The 17,664-nt window shown below is 69.9% G+C and carries 16 protein-coding genes; 9 read left to right on the top strand and 7 right to left on the bottom strand.

The window, feature by feature from the left end; all coding sequences use genetic code 11:
- Window positions 1-155: 155 nt before the first annotated feature.
- The 4 genes from Pph01_RS08720 to Pph01_RS08705 form a co-directional block, all read right to left on the bottom strand.
- Window positions 156-668, bottom strand: a complete 513-nt coding sequence (locus tag Pph01_RS08720) for an SRPBCC family protein (RefSeq protein ID WP_204072487.1) — start codon at window positions 666-668, stop codon at window positions 156-158.
- The gene (locus tag Pph01_RS08715; RefSeq protein WP_275412807.1) at window positions 668-982 is read right to left on the bottom strand and encodes an ArsR/SmtB family transcription factor; all 315 of its coding nucleotides are present in this window, start codon (window positions 980-982) and stop codon (window positions 668-670) included. The genes Pph01_RS08720 and Pph01_RS08715 overlap by 1 nt, the downstream gene beginning before the upstream one ends.
- A 50-nt stretch (window positions 983-1,032) precedes the next feature.
- Entirely contained in the window at window positions 1,033-1,866 is an 834-nt protein-coding gene (gene fdhD, locus Pph01_RS08710; protein WP_204072485.1) for a formate dehydrogenase accessory sulfurtransferase FdhD, read from the bottom strand.
- A gap of 127 nt (window positions 1,867-1,993) precedes the next feature.
- The gene (locus Pph01_RS08705) at window positions 1,994-2,992 is read right to left on the bottom strand and encodes a 2-dehydropantoate 2-reductase (RefSeq protein ID WP_204072484.1); all 999 of its coding nucleotides are present in this window, start codon (window positions 2,990-2,992) and stop codon (window positions 1,994-1,996) included.
- A gap of 71 nt (window positions 2,993-3,063) precedes the next feature.
- On the opposite strand from Pph01_RS08705, the gene Pph01_RS08700 reads away from it, so the two are divergent.
- The 7 genes from Pph01_RS08700 to Pph01_RS08670 all read left to right on the top strand — a co-directional run bounded on the left by Pph01_RS08700 (window position 3,064) and on the right by Pph01_RS08670 (window position 12,592).
- Window positions 3,064-4,302 carry a molybdopterin molybdotransferase MoeA gene (locus Pph01_RS08700; protein ID WP_204072483.1) on the top strand — a complete coding sequence of 413 codons (1,239 nt, stop codon included), beginning with the start codon at window positions 3,064-3,066 and terminating at the stop codon, window positions 4,300-4,302.
- Between the two features lie 120 nt (window positions 4,303-4,422).
- Window positions 4,423-6,105, top strand: coding sequence for a thiamine pyrophosphate-binding protein (locus Pph01_RS08695; protein ID WP_204072482.1), 1,683 nt, complete (start codon window positions 4,423-4,425; stop codon window positions 6,103-6,105).
- A 10-nt stretch (window positions 6,106-6,115) separates the two neighbouring features.
- Window positions 6,116-7,342 carry a formyl-CoA transferase gene (gene frc, locus Pph01_RS08690; protein WP_204072481.1) on the top strand — a complete coding sequence of 409 codons (1,227 nt, stop codon included), beginning with the start codon at window positions 6,116-6,118 and terminating at the stop codon, window positions 7,340-7,342.
- Entirely contained in the window at window positions 7,342-9,489 is a 2,148-nt protein-coding gene (locus Pph01_RS08685) for an acetate--CoA ligase family protein (RefSeq protein ID WP_204072480.1), read from the top strand. Before frc ends, Pph01_RS08685 begins: the two co-directional genes overlap by 1 nt.
- 174 nt (window positions 9,490-9,663) lie before the next feature.
- The gene (locus Pph01_RS08680; protein WP_239116530.1) at window positions 9,664-11,070 is read left to right on the top strand and encodes an Nramp family divalent metal transporter; all 1,407 of its coding nucleotides are present in this window, start codon (window positions 9,664-9,666) and stop codon (window positions 11,068-11,070) included.
- Window positions 11,070-11,609, top strand: a complete 540-nt coding sequence (locus Pph01_RS08675; RefSeq protein ID WP_204072478.1) for a hypothetical protein — start codon at window positions 11,070-11,072, stop codon at window positions 11,607-11,609. Before Pph01_RS08680 ends, Pph01_RS08675 begins: the two co-directional genes overlap by 1 nt.
- A complete protein-coding gene (locus Pph01_RS08670) occupies window positions 11,606-12,592 on the top strand; it encodes a TerC family protein (protein ID WP_204072477.1) in 987 nt (328 codons plus the stop codon). The genes Pph01_RS08675 and Pph01_RS08670 overlap by 4 nt, the downstream gene beginning before the upstream one ends.
- A gap of 56 nt (window positions 12,593-12,648) precedes the next feature.
- On the opposite strand, the gene Pph01_RS08665 is transcribed toward Pph01_RS08670, so the two are convergent.
- From Pph01_RS08665 to Pph01_RS08655, 3 genes are all read right to left on the bottom strand, one after another.
- Entirely contained in the window at window positions 12,649-12,831 is a 183-nt protein-coding gene (locus Pph01_RS08665; RefSeq protein WP_204072476.1) for a hypothetical protein, read from the bottom strand.
- Window positions 12,832-13,244: 413 nt separating this feature from the next.
- Complete coding sequence (locus Pph01_RS08660) at window positions 13,245-13,982, bottom strand: GntR family transcriptional regulator (protein WP_204072551.1); 738 nt, start codon at window positions 13,980-13,982, stop codon at window positions 13,245-13,247.
- Window positions 13,983-14,103: 121 nt separating this feature from the next.
- Complete coding sequence (locus Pph01_RS08655; RefSeq protein WP_204072475.1) at window positions 14,104-15,405, bottom strand: MFS transporter; 1,302 nt, start codon at window positions 15,403-15,405, stop codon at window positions 14,104-14,106.
- A 99-nt stretch (window positions 15,406-15,504) separates the two neighbouring features.
- Here Pph01_RS08655 and sucC point away from each other — a divergent pair, with 99 nt between their 5' ends.
- Window positions 15,505-16,662 carry an ADP-forming succinate--CoA ligase subunit beta gene (gene sucC / locus Pph01_RS08650; RefSeq protein ID WP_204072474.1) on the top strand — a complete coding sequence of 386 codons (1,158 nt, stop codon included), beginning with the start codon at window positions 15,505-15,507 and terminating at the stop codon, window positions 16,660-16,662.
- A 76-nt stretch (window positions 16,663-16,738) separates the two neighbouring features.
- The gene (gene sucD, locus Pph01_RS08645) at window positions 16,739-17,623 is read left to right on the top strand and encodes a succinate--CoA ligase subunit alpha (RefSeq protein WP_204072473.1); all 885 of its coding nucleotides are present in this window, start codon (window positions 16,739-16,741) and stop codon (window positions 17,621-17,623) included.
- The last annotated feature ends 41 nt before the right edge of the window (window positions 17,624-17,664 follow it).

Below are 17,664 nucleotides of genomic sequence, written 5' to 3'. Positions count from 1 at the left end.
CGAGGGCGGCGGCCGCGGTTTTACATCGGCTCCACCGTCTGTGTAAGAAGGATTACGGGCCCAAATTCCGATGACTTTGCGTGAAAACGCGATCGGCCCGCGTGACCGGGGATCACGCGGGCCGACAGAGGCGGTACGCCGGGCGGCGGGCCGGTTCAGGCGCTGGGGACGGCCGCGCCGTACGGCATGCCCGACGCCACGTACTCGTCGTAGAGGGGCTGCCACGGCTCGGCCGACGTGCTGTGCGGCCCATCCGCCGAGGCTCCGGACAGGTGCTTGCCCAGTTCGGCGAGGCACACCGTCCAGCCGGCGGCGTTGCGGGCGGCGGTGTCCCGCGCTTCGAGCACGTTGACCAGGGTGAGCCGGCAGTGCTCCGCGTCGATCGACTCGACGTTGAACCGGAGTTCGTCGCCGCCCCAGGAGAAGGCGAGGCGGCGCGGCGGTTCGAACGCGAGGACCGTGCCGGTCATCGCCTCCAGGTTCGGATCGCCGGAGAACGTGATCTTCCCGCCCGCGTGGGGTTCCAGTTCGACGGTGGAGGGGAACCAGTGGGCCAGTCCCTCCGGGGTCGAGACGGCCTCCCAGACCCGCTCGGCCGGATGCGCGTAGGTGCGCTCGAAGCGTACGGCGGGCCGGCCTTCGTGCTGGATGAACGTTCCGCGGTCCATCAGGGCTCCTTCGTGGTGTCGAGGTGGTGTCCGAGGGCGTCGAGCCGGTCGTTCCACAGCAGCCGGTACGGCGCGAGCCACGCGTCGAGCGCGGCGAGCGGCGCCGGGTCGATGGCGTAGACACGACGTTGCGCGTCCTTGTGGACGCGCACGAAGCCCGAGTCACGCAACACCCGAAGGTGCTTGGACGTGGTCGGCTGGGTGAGGTCGAGCTCGTCGACCAGTTCGCCCACGGTGCGCGGGCGCTCGCGCAGCAGGTCGAGCATCGCGCGGCGGTTGGGGTCGATCAGCGTGGACCAGATCGCGTCGGACACTCCCTTAACATGCCACAAACGGAATATGCCTGGCAAGGCATATTCCGTTTTCATGCGGCCTTCCGCGTGATCCTCTCCTCTCCCGTGTAGACGTTCATGGAGGCGCCGCGTACGAAGCCCAGCAGCGTCAGCCCCCGCTCCGCGGCCAGCTCGACGGCCAGCGACGACGGCGCGGACACGGCGGCGAGCACCGGGATGCCGCCCATCACGGCCTTCTGGACCAGCTCGAACGAGGCGCGGCCGGAGACCATCAGCACCGTGGACGTGAGGGGGAGCCGGTCGCCGCGCAGGGCCCAGCCGAGCAGTTTGTCGACGGCGTTGTGCCGCCCGACGTCCTCGCGCACGCACAACATCTCGCCCGAGGACGTGAACAGCCCCGCGGCGTGCAGGCCGCCGGTCCGGTCGAACACCCGCTGGGCGGACCTGAGCCTGTCGGGCAGGGCCGCGATCAGCTCGGGCTCCAGCCGCACGGGATCGCCGGCGACCTCCCAGCGGGCCACGGTGCGGACCGCCTCCAGCGAGGCCTTGCCGCACACGCCGCAGGAGGAGGTGGTGTAGAAGTTGCGCTCCAGCGAGACCGCCGGGGGTGTGACGCCCGGCGCGAGCCGTACGTCGAGGACGTTGTAGGTGTTCTCGCCGTCCACCGTCGCCCCGGCGCAGTAGCGGATGGTGTCGACGTCCCGCGCCGAGCCGATGACGCCCTCGCTCACCAGGAATCCCACGGCGAGGTCGAAGTCGTCGCCGGGAGTCCGCATTGTGACGGTGAGCGGACTCCCGTTCAGCCGGATCTCCAGCGGTTCCTCGGCCGCCAGCGCGTCGACCTTGCGCGTGGCGGCCGAGTCGTTCAGCCGAAGGACGCGGCGCCGGACGGTGACCCTACCCATCGTCCGACGCCTTCCCGGCGTGCCGGAGCCCGAATACGCCCTCGCGGGGCGAGTGAGGGATCGGCCTCTCGCGGCGTCCGGCACGCCTGGTCGTCATGTGCCGTCCTTTCCCGAGTGCGTGTGCGGTCTACCGGATCCCGGCGACCGGGAGGAGGCTCTGCCGTACCTGTTCGTCCAGCAGGTCGGTCACCGAGTGGATGGCGCGCAGGGTGGGGACGGACGCGCCGGTGAGATCGGCCAGTTCCACGACGGCGGCGAGGATCACGTCGAGCTCGAGCGGTTTCCCCTTCTCCAGGTCCTGGAGCGTGGAGGTCTTGTGCTCGCCCGCCTTCTCCGCGCCGGCGAGGCGGCGCTCGATCGAGATGTGCGGGTCGCAGCCGACCCGCCTGGCCACGTCGACGGTCTCGCGCATCATCGCGACGACGAGCTCGCGCGTCCCCTGGTGTCTGCAGATTCCGGCCATGGTGGCCCTGGTCAGGGCGCTGATCGGGTTGAAGGCGATGTTGCCCATCAGCTTCACCCAGATGTCGCGGCGCAGGTCGGCCTCGACGGGGCATTTGAGCCCGCCGGCGATCATGGCCTCGCTGAGCGACAGGCACCGCGGGGACAGCTCCCCGCTCGGCTCGCCGATGGAGAAGCGGGTGCCCTCGAGGTGGCGGATCACGCCGGGTTCCTCGATCTCGGTGGCCGCGTAGACGACGCACCCGATGGCCCGCTCAAGGGGGAGCGCGGCCGTGACGCCGCCGCCCGGGTCCACGCTCTCGATGCGGTAGCCCTCGTAGGGGCCGGGAAGGCGGTGGAAGTACCACCAGGGGATGCCGTTCTGCGCTGCGACGATTCCCGTGTTCTCGTGGAGCAGCGGACGGACCATGTGGTCGGCGGAGGCGTAGGAGTTGGCCTTCAGCCCGAGGAAGACGAAGTCGACCGGGCCGACCTCACTCGGATCGTCGGTCGTGTGCGGGTGGGCGGTGAAGTCCCCTCGGGGGCTCAACACGCGGACGCCGGACTTCCGCATGGCCGCAAGGTGGGCCCCGCGGGCGATGAGATGCACCTCGACGCCGGCGGTATGCAGGGCGGCCCCCACATACGCACCGATGGCGCCGGCGCCAAGAACAGCGACTTTCACAGTTGCTCCGTTCTCGCGTCGACTGTGCATTCGGTATACAGTATGGCAAAATTGAGGTCAAGGAGCCGCTGATGACCGTCGCCGACAGGGTTCTGTCCAGGAAAACGAGCACGGTCCTGGCGGGCCCGCCGAGACGGGACCGGCATGGGGGCGCGGTTCCGTGGGACACCGCACGGCGGATCGCGGCGCAGGCGGTGCGCCGGCTTCCCCCCTCCGACCTGCCCCTTCAGCAGGCCGCCGGGTGCCGCCTCGCGGAGCCGATGCGGGCGCTGGTCGACCTGCCCCGCGACGACGTGTCCGCGATGGACGGCTACGCGGTCTGCGGCCCCGCGCCCTGGCGCGTCGTCGGCCGGGTGCTGGCGGGCCGGGCCCGCCATGAGGGGGTTCTCTCGCCCGGCACGGCCGTCGAGATCGCGACGGGCGCCCCCGTGCCCGTGGGCGCGGAGTCGGTGCTGCCCTACGAGGCCGCGCAGGCGCGGTACGGCCCGGCGCTCGAGGTGTCGGGTGCCTCGCCGCTTGGCAAGCACATCCGCCGCAGGGGCGAGGAGTGCGTGGCGGGCACCGCCGTCCTGGCCGCGGGAACGCCCGTCACGCCGCTCGTCCTCGGGCTCGCCGCCGGCCTCGGCCACGACACGCTGCGGGTGCTCCCGCGTCCCCACGTCGCCGTGCTGGTGACGGGAGACGAGGTGACGGGCTCCGGTCTGCCGGCGGAGGGGATGGTCCGCGACGCCGTGGGGCCCTTCCTGCCCGGCCTGATCGGCTGGGCGGGCGGGACGGCGGGTGAGCCGCTGTGGCTGCCGGACGGCGAGGCCGCGTTGACCGCGGCCCTGTCCGCGCACGGCGGGTCCGCGCACGTGACGGCGGTCTGCGGGGCCTCCTCGAAGGGCCGGGCGGATCATCTGCGTCCCGTGCTCGAGCGGCTCGGCGCCGACATCCTCGTGGACGGCGTGGCCGTGCGGCCGGGCCATCCGCAGCTGCTCGCCCGCCTACCCGGAGGCGGGCTCGTCGTGGGACTGCCCGGCAACCCCTTCGCCGCCCTGTCGGCCGCTCTCACCCTGCTGGTCCCGGCGGTCCGCGGCCTGCTCGGGCTGCCGGAGGCGCGCGGCGAGCGCACGTCGCTGGCCGGGCCGTCGCCGGCGCACCCGTCGGACACCCGCCTGGTGGCGGTCCGGCGCTCCGCCCGGGGGGCGGTCCGCGTGGGGCACGACCGTCCCGGCTCGTTGTGGGGCGCGGCGCTCGCGGACGCGCTGGCGGTGGTTCCGCCCAGGTGGGAGGGCGATCAGGTCGAACTGCTCGCCCTCCCCGGCTGAAACGTCCTCCGGTCCCGGGCCGAAAGGGTCTGGACATCGCCCGGCCGCCGGAGTACACCTGCAACATACGGTATGCAGTATGGAGTTAGACGAATTCGCGACAGCGAGAGGACGACACAGATGACAGCGGATGCCGAGGAAACGATCTCCGGCGGTCACCTCGTGGCCAAGGCGCTCAAGGCGGAGGGGATCGATGTGATCTTCACGCTGTGCGGCGGTCACATCATCGACATCTATGACGGTTGCATCGACGAGGGCATCGAGGTGGTCGACGTCCGCCACGAGCAGGTCGCAGCGCATGCCGCCGACGGCTACGCGCGGATCACCGGCAAACCCGGCTGCGCCGTCGTGACCGCGGGCCCCGGCACCACCGATGCCGTGACCGGCGTGGCCAACGCCTTCAGAGCCGAGAGCCCGATGTTGCTCATCGGCGGCCAGGGGGCGCTCAGCCAGCACAAGATGGGCTCGCTGCAGGACCTCCCGCACGTGGACATGATGACGCCGATCACCAAGTTCGCCGCGACGGTGCCGTCGACGGAGCGGGTGGCCGACATCGTGTCGATGGCCTTCAGGGAGTGCTACAACGGCGCCCCCGGGCCGTCGTTCCTGGAGATCCCGCGCGACGTGCTCGACGCCAAGGTCCCGCTGGAGAAGGCGCGCATCCCGGAGGCGGGTCGCTACCGCGCCTCCACGCGCCAGCTGGGCGACCCGGCGGCGATCGAGCGCCTCGCCGACCTGATCGTCCACTCGGAGAAGCCGGCCATCCTCCTGGGCAGCCAGGTCTGGACCTGCCGCGCGACCGACGACGCCGTCGACTTCGTCCGCGCGCTCAACGTCCCGGCGTACATGAACGGCTCCGGCCGCGGCACGCTGGCGCCCGGCGACCCGCACCACTTCCAGCTGTCGCGGCGCTACGCCTTCACCGAGGCCGACCTCATCATCATCGTCGGCACGCCGTTCGACTTCCGGATGGGGTACGGCAAGCGCCTGTCGCCGACCGCGACGGTGGTGCAGATCGACCTCGACTACCGGACCGTCGGCAAGAACCGCGACATCGACCTCGGCATCGTCGGTGACGCCGGGCTCGTGTTGTCGGCCGCCGCGGCCGCGGCCACCGGCCGTGAGGACAACGGCAGCGCCCGCAGGAAGAAGTGGCTCGAGGAGCTGCGCGAGGTCGAGACCAAGGCGTTCGAGAAGCGGCTGCCCCGGCAGCTGTCCGGTTCGCAGCCGATCGACCCCTACCGCCTCGTCCACGAGATCAACGAGTTCCTCACCGAGGACACGATCTACATCGGCGACGGCGGCGACATCGTCACCTTCTCCGGCCAGGTCGTCCAGCCCAAGTCGCCGGGCCACTGGATGGACCCGGGCCCCCTCGGCACCCTCGGCGTCGGCGTCGCCTTCGCGATGGCCGCGAAGTACGCCCAGCGCGACAAGGAGGTGCTGTGCCTGTTCGGTGACGGCGCCTTCAGCCTCACCGGGTGGGACTTCGAGACGATGGTCCGCTTCGACCTGCCGTTCATCGGGGTCATCGGCAACAACTCCTCGATGAACCAGATCCGCTACGGCCAGGCCGCCAAGTACGGCCAGGACCGGGGCCGCGTCGGCAACACCCTCGGCGACGTCAGGTACGACGAGTTCGCCCGGATGCTCGGCGGCTACGGCGAGGAGGTCCGGGACCCCGCGGACATCCGCCCGGCGCTGGAGCGGGCCCGCGAGTCGGGCAAGCCCGCGCTGATCAACGTATGGGTCGACCCGGACGTCTACGCCCCCGGGACCATGAACCAGACCATGTACAAGTAGGGGAGCCTCGATGAGCAGAGCACTCGAAGGTGTCCGCGTCCTCGACATGACCCACGTCCAGTCCGGCCCTTCCTGCACCCAGCTCCTCGCCTGGCTCGGCGCGGACGTGGTCAAGCTGGAGTCCCCCACCGGTGACATCACCCGCCAACAACTGCGGGACGTCCCGGACGTGGACAGCCTCTACTTCACCATGCTCAACTGCAACAAGAAGAGCATCACGCTCAACATGAAGAGCGATCGGGGGAAAGAGATCTTCACGGAGCTCGTCCGCGACGCGGACATCCTCGTGGAGAACTTCGGCCCCGGGGCCGTCGACCGCATGGGCTTCACCTGGGAGCGGCTCCAGGAGCTCAACCCGCGGCTGATCTACGCCTCGATCAAGGGCTTCGGCCCCGGCCGGTACGCCGACTTCAAGGCCTACGAGGTGGTCGCCCAGGCCATGGGCGGCTCCATGAGCACCACCGGCTTCGAGGACGGCCCGCCGCTCGCGACCGGCGCGCAGATCGGCGACTCCGGCACCGGCATCCACACCGTGGCCGGCATCCTCGCCGCCCTCTTCCAGCGGACCCACACGGGCCGCGGCCAGCGGGTCCAGGTGGCGATGCAGCACGCCGTGCTGAACCTGTGCCGGGTCAAGCTGCGCGACCAGCAGCGCCTCACCCACGGGCCGCTCTCCGAATACCCCAACAAGACCTTCGGCGACGATGTCCCCCGCTCGGGCAACGCCTCCGGAGGCGGCCAGCCGGGTTGGGCCGTCAAGTGCGCCCCCGGCGGGCCGAACGACTACATCTACGTGATCGTCCAGCCCCCCGGCTGGGCCCCCCTGGCCCGGATCATCGGCCGCCCCGAGCTGGCCGACGACCCCGAGTGGGCCACCCCCGCCGCCCGGCTGCCCAAGCTGGACAAGATGTTCCAGCTCATCGAGGAGTGGACGAGCCTGCACGGCAAGTGGGCGGTGCTCGACGCGCTGAACGCCGCGAACATCCCCTGCGGCCCGATCCTGTCGACCAAGGAGCTCATCGAGGACGACTCGCTGAGGGCCGAGGGCATCATCGTCGACGTCGCCCACCCCGAACGCGGCACCTTCGCGACGGTGGGCAGCCCCCTGAACCTGTCGGACTCCCCGGTCAACGTGACCACCCCGCCGCTTCTCGGCGAGCACAACCAGGAGATCTACGCGACCGTCGGCGTCACCGCCGAGGAGCTCGCCGAGCTGAAGTCGAACGGAGTCATCTGATGCCGAACAACGTCACCCCCGATCCCCAGGCGGTGCGCGAGGTTCTGGACAAGGCGCGGGCCGAGGGCCGTACCGGCCTGACCGCGCCCGAGGGCAAGCGGATCTGCGACGCGTACGGCATCGCCACCCCCGGCGAGGGCCTCGCGACGTCCGCCGACGAGGCGGCGGCGCTCGCGGCCGAGATCGGCCTCCCCGTCGTCCTCAAGATCGTCTCCCCGGACATCCTGCACAAGACCGAGGCCGGCGGCGTGCTCGTCGGGCTCGCCACGCCCGAGGCGGTCCGCGAGGGCTACGGCCAGATCATGGCCGCGGCCCACGCCTACAACGCCGACGCGGCGATCGACGGCGTCCAGGTCCAGCAGATGGTCGGCGGCGGTCACGAGGTGATCATCGGCGCGGTCACCGACCCGACGTTCGGCAAGGTCGTCGCCTTCGGCCTCGGCGGCGTGCTCGTCGAGGTCATCAAGGACGTGACCTTCCGGCTCGCCCCGCTGTCCGGCGACGAGGCCACCGGGATGCTCGACGACATCAAGGCGGCCGACGTCCTGAAGGGCGCCCGCGGAGCCGCTCCCGCCGACCGCGCCGCGCTCTCGGCGATGATCGAGCGGGTCGGCGCCCTCGTCAGCGACTTCCCCGAGATCACCGAGGTGGACCTCAACCCGGTCTTCGCGACCGCCGAGGGCGCCATCGCCGCCGACGTGCGCATCCTCCTCGCGGAGGGGCCCGTCACCGAGCCCGTACGGCTGCCGCGCGACCAGATCCTCGCCTCCATGAACCGGATCTTCAAGCCCCGATCGGTGGCGGTGATCGGCGCGTCGGGGGAGACCGGGAAGATCGGCAACTCGGTCATGCGGAACCTCATCAACGGGGGTTACCAGGGCCACATCTACCCGATCAACCCGAAGGCGCCGGAGATCCTCGGCCTGCCCGCCTACCCCAGCATCTCCGACGTGCCGGGCGAGGTCGACGTCGCCGTGTTCGCCATCCCGGCGAAGTTCGTCGCCGGAGCCCTGGAGGAGGTCGGCCGCAAGGGCGTCGCCGGGGCCGTCATGATCCCGTCGGGCTTCGCCGAGACCGGCAACGTCGAGGGCCAGCAGGAGATCGTCGAGATCGCCCGCAGGCACGGCGTCCGCATGCTCGGGCCCAACATCTACGGCTACTACTACACGCCGGAGAACCTCTGCGCGACGTTCTGCACGCCGTACGACGTGAAGGGCAGCGTCGCCCTGACCTCGCAGAGCGGCGGCATCGGCATGGCCATCCTCGGCTTCAGCCGCACCACCAAGATGGGCGTGTCCGCGATCGTCGGCGTCGGCAACAAGGCGGACGTCGACGAGGACGACCTGCTCACCTTCTTCGAGCAGGACGACAACACGCGCTGCGTCGCCATGCACCTGGAGGACCTGAAGGACGGGCGCGGCTTCGTCGACGCCGTCCGGCGGGTGGTGAAGAACAAGCCGGTGATCGTGCTGAAGGCCGGCCGCACCGCCATGGGCGCCAGAGCGGCCGGGTCGCACACCGGCGCGCTGGCCGGCGACGACAAGGTCTACGACGACATCCTCCGCCAGGCCGGCGTCGTCCGGGCGGCCGGGCTGAACGACATGCTCGAGTACGCCCGCTCGCTGCCGCTGATGCCCACGCCGCAGGGCGAGAACGTCGTCATCATCACCGGCGCCGGCGGCTCGGGCGTGCTGCTCTCCGACGCCTGCGTGGACAACGGCCTCACGCTCATGGAGATCCCCCCGGATCTCGACGAGGCCTTCCGCGCCTACATTCCCCCCTTCGGGGCGGCAGGCAACCCGATCGACATCACCGGAGGTGAGCCGCCGAGCACCTACGAGAACACCGTCAGGCTCGGCCTGTCGGATCCACGCATCCACGCACTCGTTCTCGGCTACTGGCACACCATCGTGACCCCCCCAATGGTCTTCGCCGAGCTCATCGCCCGCGTGGTGGCGGACGAGCGTGCGAAGGGCAACACGAAGCCGGTGGTCGCGTCGCTCGCGGGCGACACGGAAGTAGAGGAGGCATGCGAGTACCTGTTCGACCACGGCGTGGTGGCTTATCCATACACGACCGAGAAGCCGGTGGCCGTGCTCGGCGCGAAGTATCGCTGGGCCAGGGCCGCGGGACTGCTGAGCGGCTGAGCCGGCCGCTTTCGGGGCGAGTGAGGGGGCGTTCGAGGCTGCCTTAGAAGTGATCAACTCCCCAGGAGGATTTAGGTGGAGACATCCAAAACACCGGCTACCTCGGGAACCGGGCAAACCGGTACCTCGCCGGTGCAGGACGAACGAGTATGGAAAGCGGGCCGGCTCGAGCCGATGCCCATCCGGTCATTACCCGACGCGCCTCCCTCGGTGCACATCCTCGGCCCGACCGTCTTCCTGGTCGCGCTGGGCGTGGGCATGGGCGAGTCCTACATGTGGCCCCGGCTGGTTCTGCTCTTCGGGCCGGAGATCCGCTGGCTCTTCCTCATCGGCGTCACCCTCCAGGCCGTCGTCATGCTGGAGATGGCCCGATACGCGATGGCGACGGGGGAGAGCATCTTCTTCGGCGCCGCCCGCGTCTTCAAGCCGCTCATGTGGTTCTTCTTCGCGGTGGCGATCCTCGTGTACATCTGGCCGGGGCACCTGTCAGCGGGTGCCGCGGCCTTCGAGAAGATCACCGGAATACCCTGGGTGGTAACGGCCTGCGTGGGCCTCGTCCTGGTCGGCATCGTGTTCAGCCTGGCCAAGGTGATCTACAACCTGCTCGAGAACGTGTTGTCGATCCTCATCGGCGTCCTGGTCATCGGCACCGCGATCATCGCGGCCATGGTGGGCAGCTGGTCGGACCTGTCCAGCACCATCACCGGCATGTTCGCCTTCGGCTACATCCCGGATGAGGCGCTGTCACCGACGTGGTTCCCCGTCATCGTCGGCTCGATCGCCTTCGCCGGCCCCTCGGGAATGCAGCAGATGTGGTACACCCTGCACCTGCGCGACTCCGGGGCCGGCATGGGCGCGCACATCCCGAAGATCCGCGGGTTGCGGCACGCCGGTGAAGAGGAGGCCATGCCCTCGCGTGGCTTCATGTTCGACACCGACAACCCCGAGGAGATGCGCAAGTGGAAGGGCTGGCGGCGCTGGGTCACCTTCGACGCCTTCCTGCTCTTCTGGGGCATCACGATGCTGGTGACGGTCTCGTTCACGGTGCTCGCCCAGGCGGCGTCGCGGCAGAACTCGAACGTCAAGGAACTGATCCTCGCCGGTGACAGGGAGGCGTCGCTCAACGCGATGTCCGACTCCTTCGCCTCCGCCGGCAGCTCGGTGCTCGGCGCCGTCTTCCTCGGCTTCATCGCGTTGATCGGCCTCAACGCGACGCTGGGCCTGTTCGACTCCTTCTCCCGAGGGCAGGCGGACATGAGCTACCACTTCGTGCCCGGCGCCAAGAAGTTCGGCATCTCGAAGCTCTACGCCGCATTCCTGTGGGGCGTGATCATCTTCGGCATCGTCATCCTGTTGTGGGGGCCCGCGGACGGTCCCGGAGCGATCCTCGACACGCTCGCGTTCCTGTCGACGTTCGCGATGGGCGCCTACTGCGTCACCCTCCTGCTGGTGAACAACCGGATGTTGCCCAAGCCGATCCGGCCCAAGCTGTACACGAACCTCATCATCGGGTTCGGCGCGGTGTTCTACCTCGGGATGCTGTTCTACAGCCTCTTCAAGTACGGCGTGGTGCTCGACTGATGGATCGCGCCCGATTGCAAGCAGAGGTCGCCCTGCCCGGACTGATCATCGGGCTCCTCGCGGGCGCCATGGCCGGCGGGCTGACCCTGGTCGCGGGACATTCCGCGACCTGGGCGCTGGTCTCCGCGCTGTCACTGGCCGTTCCGCTCGGCCTGCTCGGGGCGGGGTACGGCATGCTGCTCGGCCGGAACCTGTTCCAGCCGGGGGTGTTCGCGCCCGCCGGGGTCTACTGGCTGGTCGGCTTCCCGCTGGGCCGGCTCATCCAGGAGACGGTCACGAGCCAGGTCGTCTTCGGCCGGGTCGCGCTGTCCGACGACCTGCCGGCCTTCCTGGCCTTCCAGGCCGTCGTCAGCCTCGGCTTCGCGATCGGCTTCGTCTGGCTGCACGAGCGCCTGGCGCCGCAGTGGTTCATGCGCGTCGCGGATGGCAATCCGGTGGCGAACGAACTGCTCGGCCGGTACGTGGCGCACGCGGAGGCCCTCTGGCGGGCGCGGGAGCAGAGGCGGGCGTTCAGGCGCCGTGAGAAAGGAGCACGATGAACCTGCCTGTGTGGGTATGGCTGGTCACGGTCGGCGGCTTCCTGTGTGTCTTCGCCGTCGATTTCTACCTCATCTCACGCAACCCGCATCAGCCGTCGTTCCGTGAATGTGTCTGGTGGGTGTCGTTCTACGTCCTGATCGCGGTGATCTTCGGCCTGGGCATGGTGTTCCTCGCCGGCCCGACCCACGGCGGGGAGTTCTTCGCCGGCTGGATCACCGAGTACTCCCTCAGCGTCGACAACCTGTTCGTCTTCCTGATCATCATGAGCCGCTTCTCCGTGCCCCAGAGGTACCGGCAGAAGGTGCTCATGACGGGAATCGTGCTGGCACTCGGCATGAGGGGCGCCTTCATCGCGGTGGGGGCGGAGGCGATCACGCGGTTCGACTGGCTCTTCTACATCTTCGGAGCCTTCCTCGCGTACACCGCCTACAAGCTCGTCACCGAGAAAGAAGAGGAGGCCGACTTCTCGGAGAACCTCGCCCTCCGCACGGTCAAGCGGCTCGTGCCGTCCACCGACGCCTACCACGGCGCCGCGATGACGACGCGGATCGACGGGCGCCGGCTCGTCACCCCGATGCTGATCGTGATGGTGGCGATCGGGACGTCCGATCTCCTGTTCGCCCTGGACTCCATCCCGGCCATCTTCGGCCTGACGAAGGAGCCCTACATCGTGTTCACGGCCAACGTCTTCGCCCTGATGGGCCTGCGCCAGCTCTTCTTCCTCGTGGGAGGCCTGCTGGAGCGTCTGGTCTATCTCAACAAGGGCCTGGCGGTGGTCCTCGCGTTCATCGGCGTCAAGCTCGTGATGGAGGCTCTCCACCACGACGGCGTCTCCTGGGCGCCCGAGGTGCCCATCGTCGCGTCTCTCGGCGTCATCATCGGCACGCTGGCCATCACCACGGTCGCCAGCCTGCTGAAGTCGCGGAGCGACCGTCGTAAGGACGTCGAAGTGGAACGGGATCAGGTGTCCGTGGACTCCTGACGCCCGGGCCGCGTCCATGGGCGGGAGGTCCCCTCCGGGGGGACTCCCGCCCATGGTCATCGGGAGGCGTCGATCCTGCGGTCGCCGGCCCAGGCCTCGAGGTAGCGCTCGACGTCGTCGGCCGAGCCCTGCTTGCGCATGGCGGCCGCGAGCCCGGCGCCGATCATCCGGCCGTCCGCGGGATGCCCCGCGGGCTCCTCGAGCAATGCGCGGAGCCGGCGCAGAATTGTCTTCTTCATTTTCGTCCCTTTCCCTCATGGATTCGGCCTGATGCCCCGGATGTCGTCCGGTCTCCAGGTCCCAAGGCTCTGACCTCAGGAAACTCTGAACGACCGGCTCCGCCCGGACCTCGGCGAGGCACTATTTCGGTGCCATTGAAATTGTCTACCCGAGGTGTTTCAACCAAACGGAGCGCTCGTGAATTCCATGTCAATTCTGAAACTTCAGCGGCGACGACAGAGGATCGCGCCGGATCTGGTATGCCAATTTTCGCGGGCAGGCGTGCGGCGGCCATCCAGTTGATTGATCTCTACGTGAAATCGGCTCGTATTCCGCCGAGCCGCCCACCGCGTGTGCCAAATGATTCGCCTGGCGCGTTTCGGGGAAACGCGCCAGGCGGGAAATGCCTTTCAGCGGGCCTTTTTGCGGCCTTTCACTTGGGGGAACGCGGCCGGCGGCGCCGTGTGGGCTCCGGGGCCGCCTCGATCGGCTCGGCCTCGCGCTGCTCCAGGTAGGACTTGCGCGTGTGCTCGGTGTGCTTGCGCATGATCTCGGCGGCGCGGTCCTCGTCGGCCGCGGCGATGGCGTCGACCAGTTCGGTGTGCTCGCGCCAGGAGTCGCGGCCCCGCTTCCGCGCGACCGGCGTGTGGTACCACCGGACCCGCCGCGAGACCTGGGAGGCCAGCTCGGCCAGCACCTTGTTGCCGGACATCTCGGTGATCGCCGCGTGCAGCTCGGAGTTGAGCGCGACCGAGGTGTCGACGTCGTCGGCCTCCACCGCGGCCAGGCCGCGGGCGCACAGCGCACGCAGGTGCTGGACGCCGTCAGGGGTCGAGTGGCGGGCCGCCAGCTTGGCCGACTCGGTCTCCAGCAGCGTGCGCACGGCGAGGAGCTGGTCCGCCTCCTCCACCGTCGGCGCGTGGACGAAGGCGCCGTGGCCGGGGTGCAGGTCGACCCAGCCCTCTCCGCTGAGCAGCTGCAGCGCCTCTCGGATCGGCTGCCGGGAGACGCCGAGCAGGGCCGCGAGCTCGCTCTCCGCCAGATGCTGCCCGGGCTTGAGATGCCCGGTGAGGATCAGTTCGAGGAGCGCCTCGAATACGCTCTCCCGCAGCGGTACGGGCCGCGCGATCTTGGGAGCGGCTCCCTGGCTCGCCAATTCCGTCCGCAACATGTCCATCCACTCCAGAATGACGCGACAGGGAGCGGCCGAATGCCGCGAATATCCCGTCACTGTTTCTCGTAGACCGCCTACAGCATACAGTTGAACGCTCGCCTACCGTCTGTGAAGCCAATCACATGCCCGCGGGCAACGTCGCCGGACATCCTGGGCGACGCAGACGATGGCTCACCACTAGTGACAGCACGGCCGCCATCGCCATTCCCGCGAAGACCGTCGCCTGGCTTCCGGACGTGAGCGCCACGTAGGCGAGTCCGACGCCGAGCACGCCCGCCACGGCCTTGGTGCTGTAGACCACCCCGTGGATCTCGGCCGTGCGCTCGTGCCCGAAGAACTCCCGCACGAGGCTCGCGATGAGCGGGTAGAACGCGCCGCCGCCTAGGCCGGCGAGGACCGCCGCCACGAAGATCACGCCTGCGGAGCCCGGCGACGTCCCCACGGCGAACAGCGGCTGTCCCGCGGCCAGCAGTGCCAGCACCGCGCTGAGCACGCGCCTGCGGCCGAACCTCTCGGAGGCGAGCATCGCGCAGGCCCGGCCGGCGCCGTTCAGGGCGATGAGAAGGGTGAGGGCGATCCACGATCCCGGCGCCTCGAGGGTGGCCACGACGACGACGTCGAAGATGGAGACCGCGCCGGCCAGGACGAGGATCGCCACCAGGCTCGACAGCGCGCCTGTCCGCAGCGCCTGGCCCGTGGAGAACTCCCGCAACGCCGGGGGAGTCCTGCGCAGCACCAGGCTGTCGAGCGCGTGGTCGCGCGGATCGACGTGAGACGGCCACCAGCGCGGCGGCGGGAGCCGTACGAACCGGGCGGCGAACCCGATGACGGCGACCGCGACGACGCCCGAGACCGCGAACGCGACATCGAGATGAGCCGGACCCGCGCCGGCGACCACGGCGAGGGGGGCGGCGCCATATGCGAACGCCCCGGTCGCGAACGCCACATGGGTGCCCGGGCGCTCCGGGTACCACCGGGCCACGACTTCGGTGCACACGCCGTAGACCAGCCCGGCGCCCGCCCCGCCGAGCAGCGCGTACCCGGCCACGATCGTCGCCGTCCCGTCGGCGAGGGCGAGGGTGAACAGGGCCGTGCCGCTCAGTGCCGCGCCCGCGCCGAGAGCCGCGCGCGCACCGAGCCGGCCGTCGCGCACGAGGTACGCCGTGGGGAAGGCGACGACGGCCTGGCAGACGATCCAGGCGGCCAGAGGCGCGAGGACTCCGGTGACCGGACGGCCGGCGGGGCCGAGCAGGCCCGGCACGGCCGCCGCGTAGCCGTACTGAAGGGGCGCGATCGCGATCATGGCCGCCCAGGGCAGCCAGAGCATCCACGACCTCGATCGATTGATCAGGTCGTGGGGCGAGGCGCCGACGAGATAGGCGCGTCCCTGCCAGTCTCGGACGACGTGTGGCTTCTCCATACTGTATGGAATATCCCGGAAGCTGGCTCCTGTCGAGACCCTAGACCGAGCCGATTCCATACGGTATACAGTCTACGAGCCCCTTAAAGGAGACCCCCCATGGACCTGTACGAGTACCAGGCCAAGGAGTTGTTCGCCCGGCACGGGATAACGGTTCCTCCGGGCCAGGTCGCGGCCACTCCGCAGGAGGCGCGCGCGATCGCCACGGAGCTGAAGGTCCCGGTGGTCATCAAGGCCCAGGTGAAGACGGGCGGGCGAGGGAAGGCCGGCGGAGTGCGGCTCGCACCCGGCCCCTCGGCCGCCGAGGACGAGGCCCGGCGGATCCTCGGGATGGACATCAAGGGACACACCGCTCACAGCGTCCTCGTCGAGCAGGCCACCGGCGGCTTCGAGGAGTACTACGCGGCCTACCTCGTCGACCGGGCCAACCGCACGCTGCTGGCCATGGTGTCCAGCGAGGGCGGGATGGACATCGAAGAGGTCGCGGCGACCAAGCCCGAGGCGCTGGCCCGCATCCCGATCGACGCCACGTCCGGCGTCGACCTCGAGACCGCCCGCCTGCTGGCCGCCCGCGCGGGTCTGCCCGAGGACGTCCAGGACGCGGTGGCGGAGACGCTGGTCCGCCTGTGGGAGGTCCTGGTCGAGGAGGACGCCCTGCTGGTCGAGGTCAACCCGCTCGCCTGCACCTCGGACGGCAGAGTGCTGGCCCTCGACGGGAAGATCACGCTCGACGGGAACGCCGCGTTCCGCCACGACCACGCGGCCTTCGCGGACGGCTCCGACGACGGCGGGCTCGAGGCCAGGGCCCGTGCCAAGCACCTCAACTACGTGAAGCTCGCAGGCCAGGTCGGCGTCATCGGCAACGGCGCCGGGCTGGTCATGAGCACGCTCGACGTCGTCGCCTACGCGGGGGAGCGGTTCGACGGCGTACGGCCGGCCAACTTCCTCGACATCGGCGGCGGGGCCTCGGCCCAGGTGATGGCCGACGGACTGGAGATCATCCTGTTCGACCCCGACGTCCGGGCCGTGCTGGTCAACGTCTTCGGCGGGATCACGGCCTGCGACGCGGTCGCCAACGGCATCGTCAAGGCGCTGGAGGTCCTCGGAGACGCGCGGTGCCCGATCGTGGTCCGGCTGGACGGCAACAACGCCGAAGCCGGGCGCGAGATCCTCAGCGACGCGGCTCATCCGATGGTCCGCGTGGTCACCACCATGGACGGCGCCGCCGAGCTCGTCGCGGAGCTGGCCGCCGCGTGAGCTCCGCCAGGAGCGCCGAAGGAAACGCCGGCAGCGGCGCCCGCACGACCCAGGTGCGCCGCGGAGAGGAGCAGCGATGGCGATCTTCTTGACCAAGGACAGCAAGGTGCTCATCCAGGGCATGACCGGCGCGGAGGGCACCCGCCACACCGCCCGCATGCTCGCCGCGGGGACCGACATCGTGGCCGGGGTGACTCCCGGCAAGGGTGGGCAGGCGGTCGACTTCGGACAGCGCCGGGTGCCCGTCTTCGGCTCCGTGGCCGAGGCGATGACCGAGACCGGAGCCGACGTGTCGGTCGTCTTCGTGCCCCCGAAGTTCGCCAGGGGCGCGGTCGAGGAGGCGATCGACGCCGGGATCCCGCTCTGCGTGGTGATCACCGAGGGCGTTCCCGTCCACGACACGCTGCGCTTCTGGGCACGCGCCCAGGCGTCGGGGCGTACCAGGATCATCGGGCCGAACTGCCCGGGCCTGATCAGCCCCGGACAGTCCAGCGCGGGCATCATCCCGGCCGACATCACCTCCGCCGGCCGTATCGGCCTGGTGTCCAAGTCGGGCACGCTGACCTACCAGCTCATGTACGAGCTGCGGGACATCGGCTTCTCGACGGCGGTGGGCATCGGCGGCGACCCGGTCATCGGGACGACGCACATCGACGCGCTGCAGGCCTTCCAGGACGACCCGGGCACCGACGCGATCGTGATGATCGGTGAGATCGGCGGCGACGCCGAGGAGCGGGCGGCGGCCTACATCGAGCAGCACGTGACCAAGCCGGTCGTGGCCTATGTGGCGGGGTTCACCGCGCCCGAGGGCAAGACCATGGGCCACGCGGGCGCGATCGTGTCCGGCTCGGCCGGTACGGCCCAGGCCAAGAAGGAAGCCCTGGAGAAGGTCGGCGTCCGCGTCGGCAAGACCCCCAGCGAGACCGCCCGCCTCATGAGAGACACCATCCAGACCCCCTGAGCCGCGTCCTTCCCCGGATCAGCCGGCCGCGCCGCCGGGGG

Origin of the sequence: Planotetraspora phitsanulokensis, assembly GCF_016863295.1 — a bacterium.
GTDB classification, from domain to species: Bacteria; Actinomycetota; Actinomycetes; order Streptosporangiales; family Streptosporangiaceae; genus Planotetraspora; species Planotetraspora phitsanulokensis.
The sequence above is the reverse complement of the archived record's forward strand: the minus strand, read 5'-3'. Positions and strand labels throughout refer to the sequence as shown.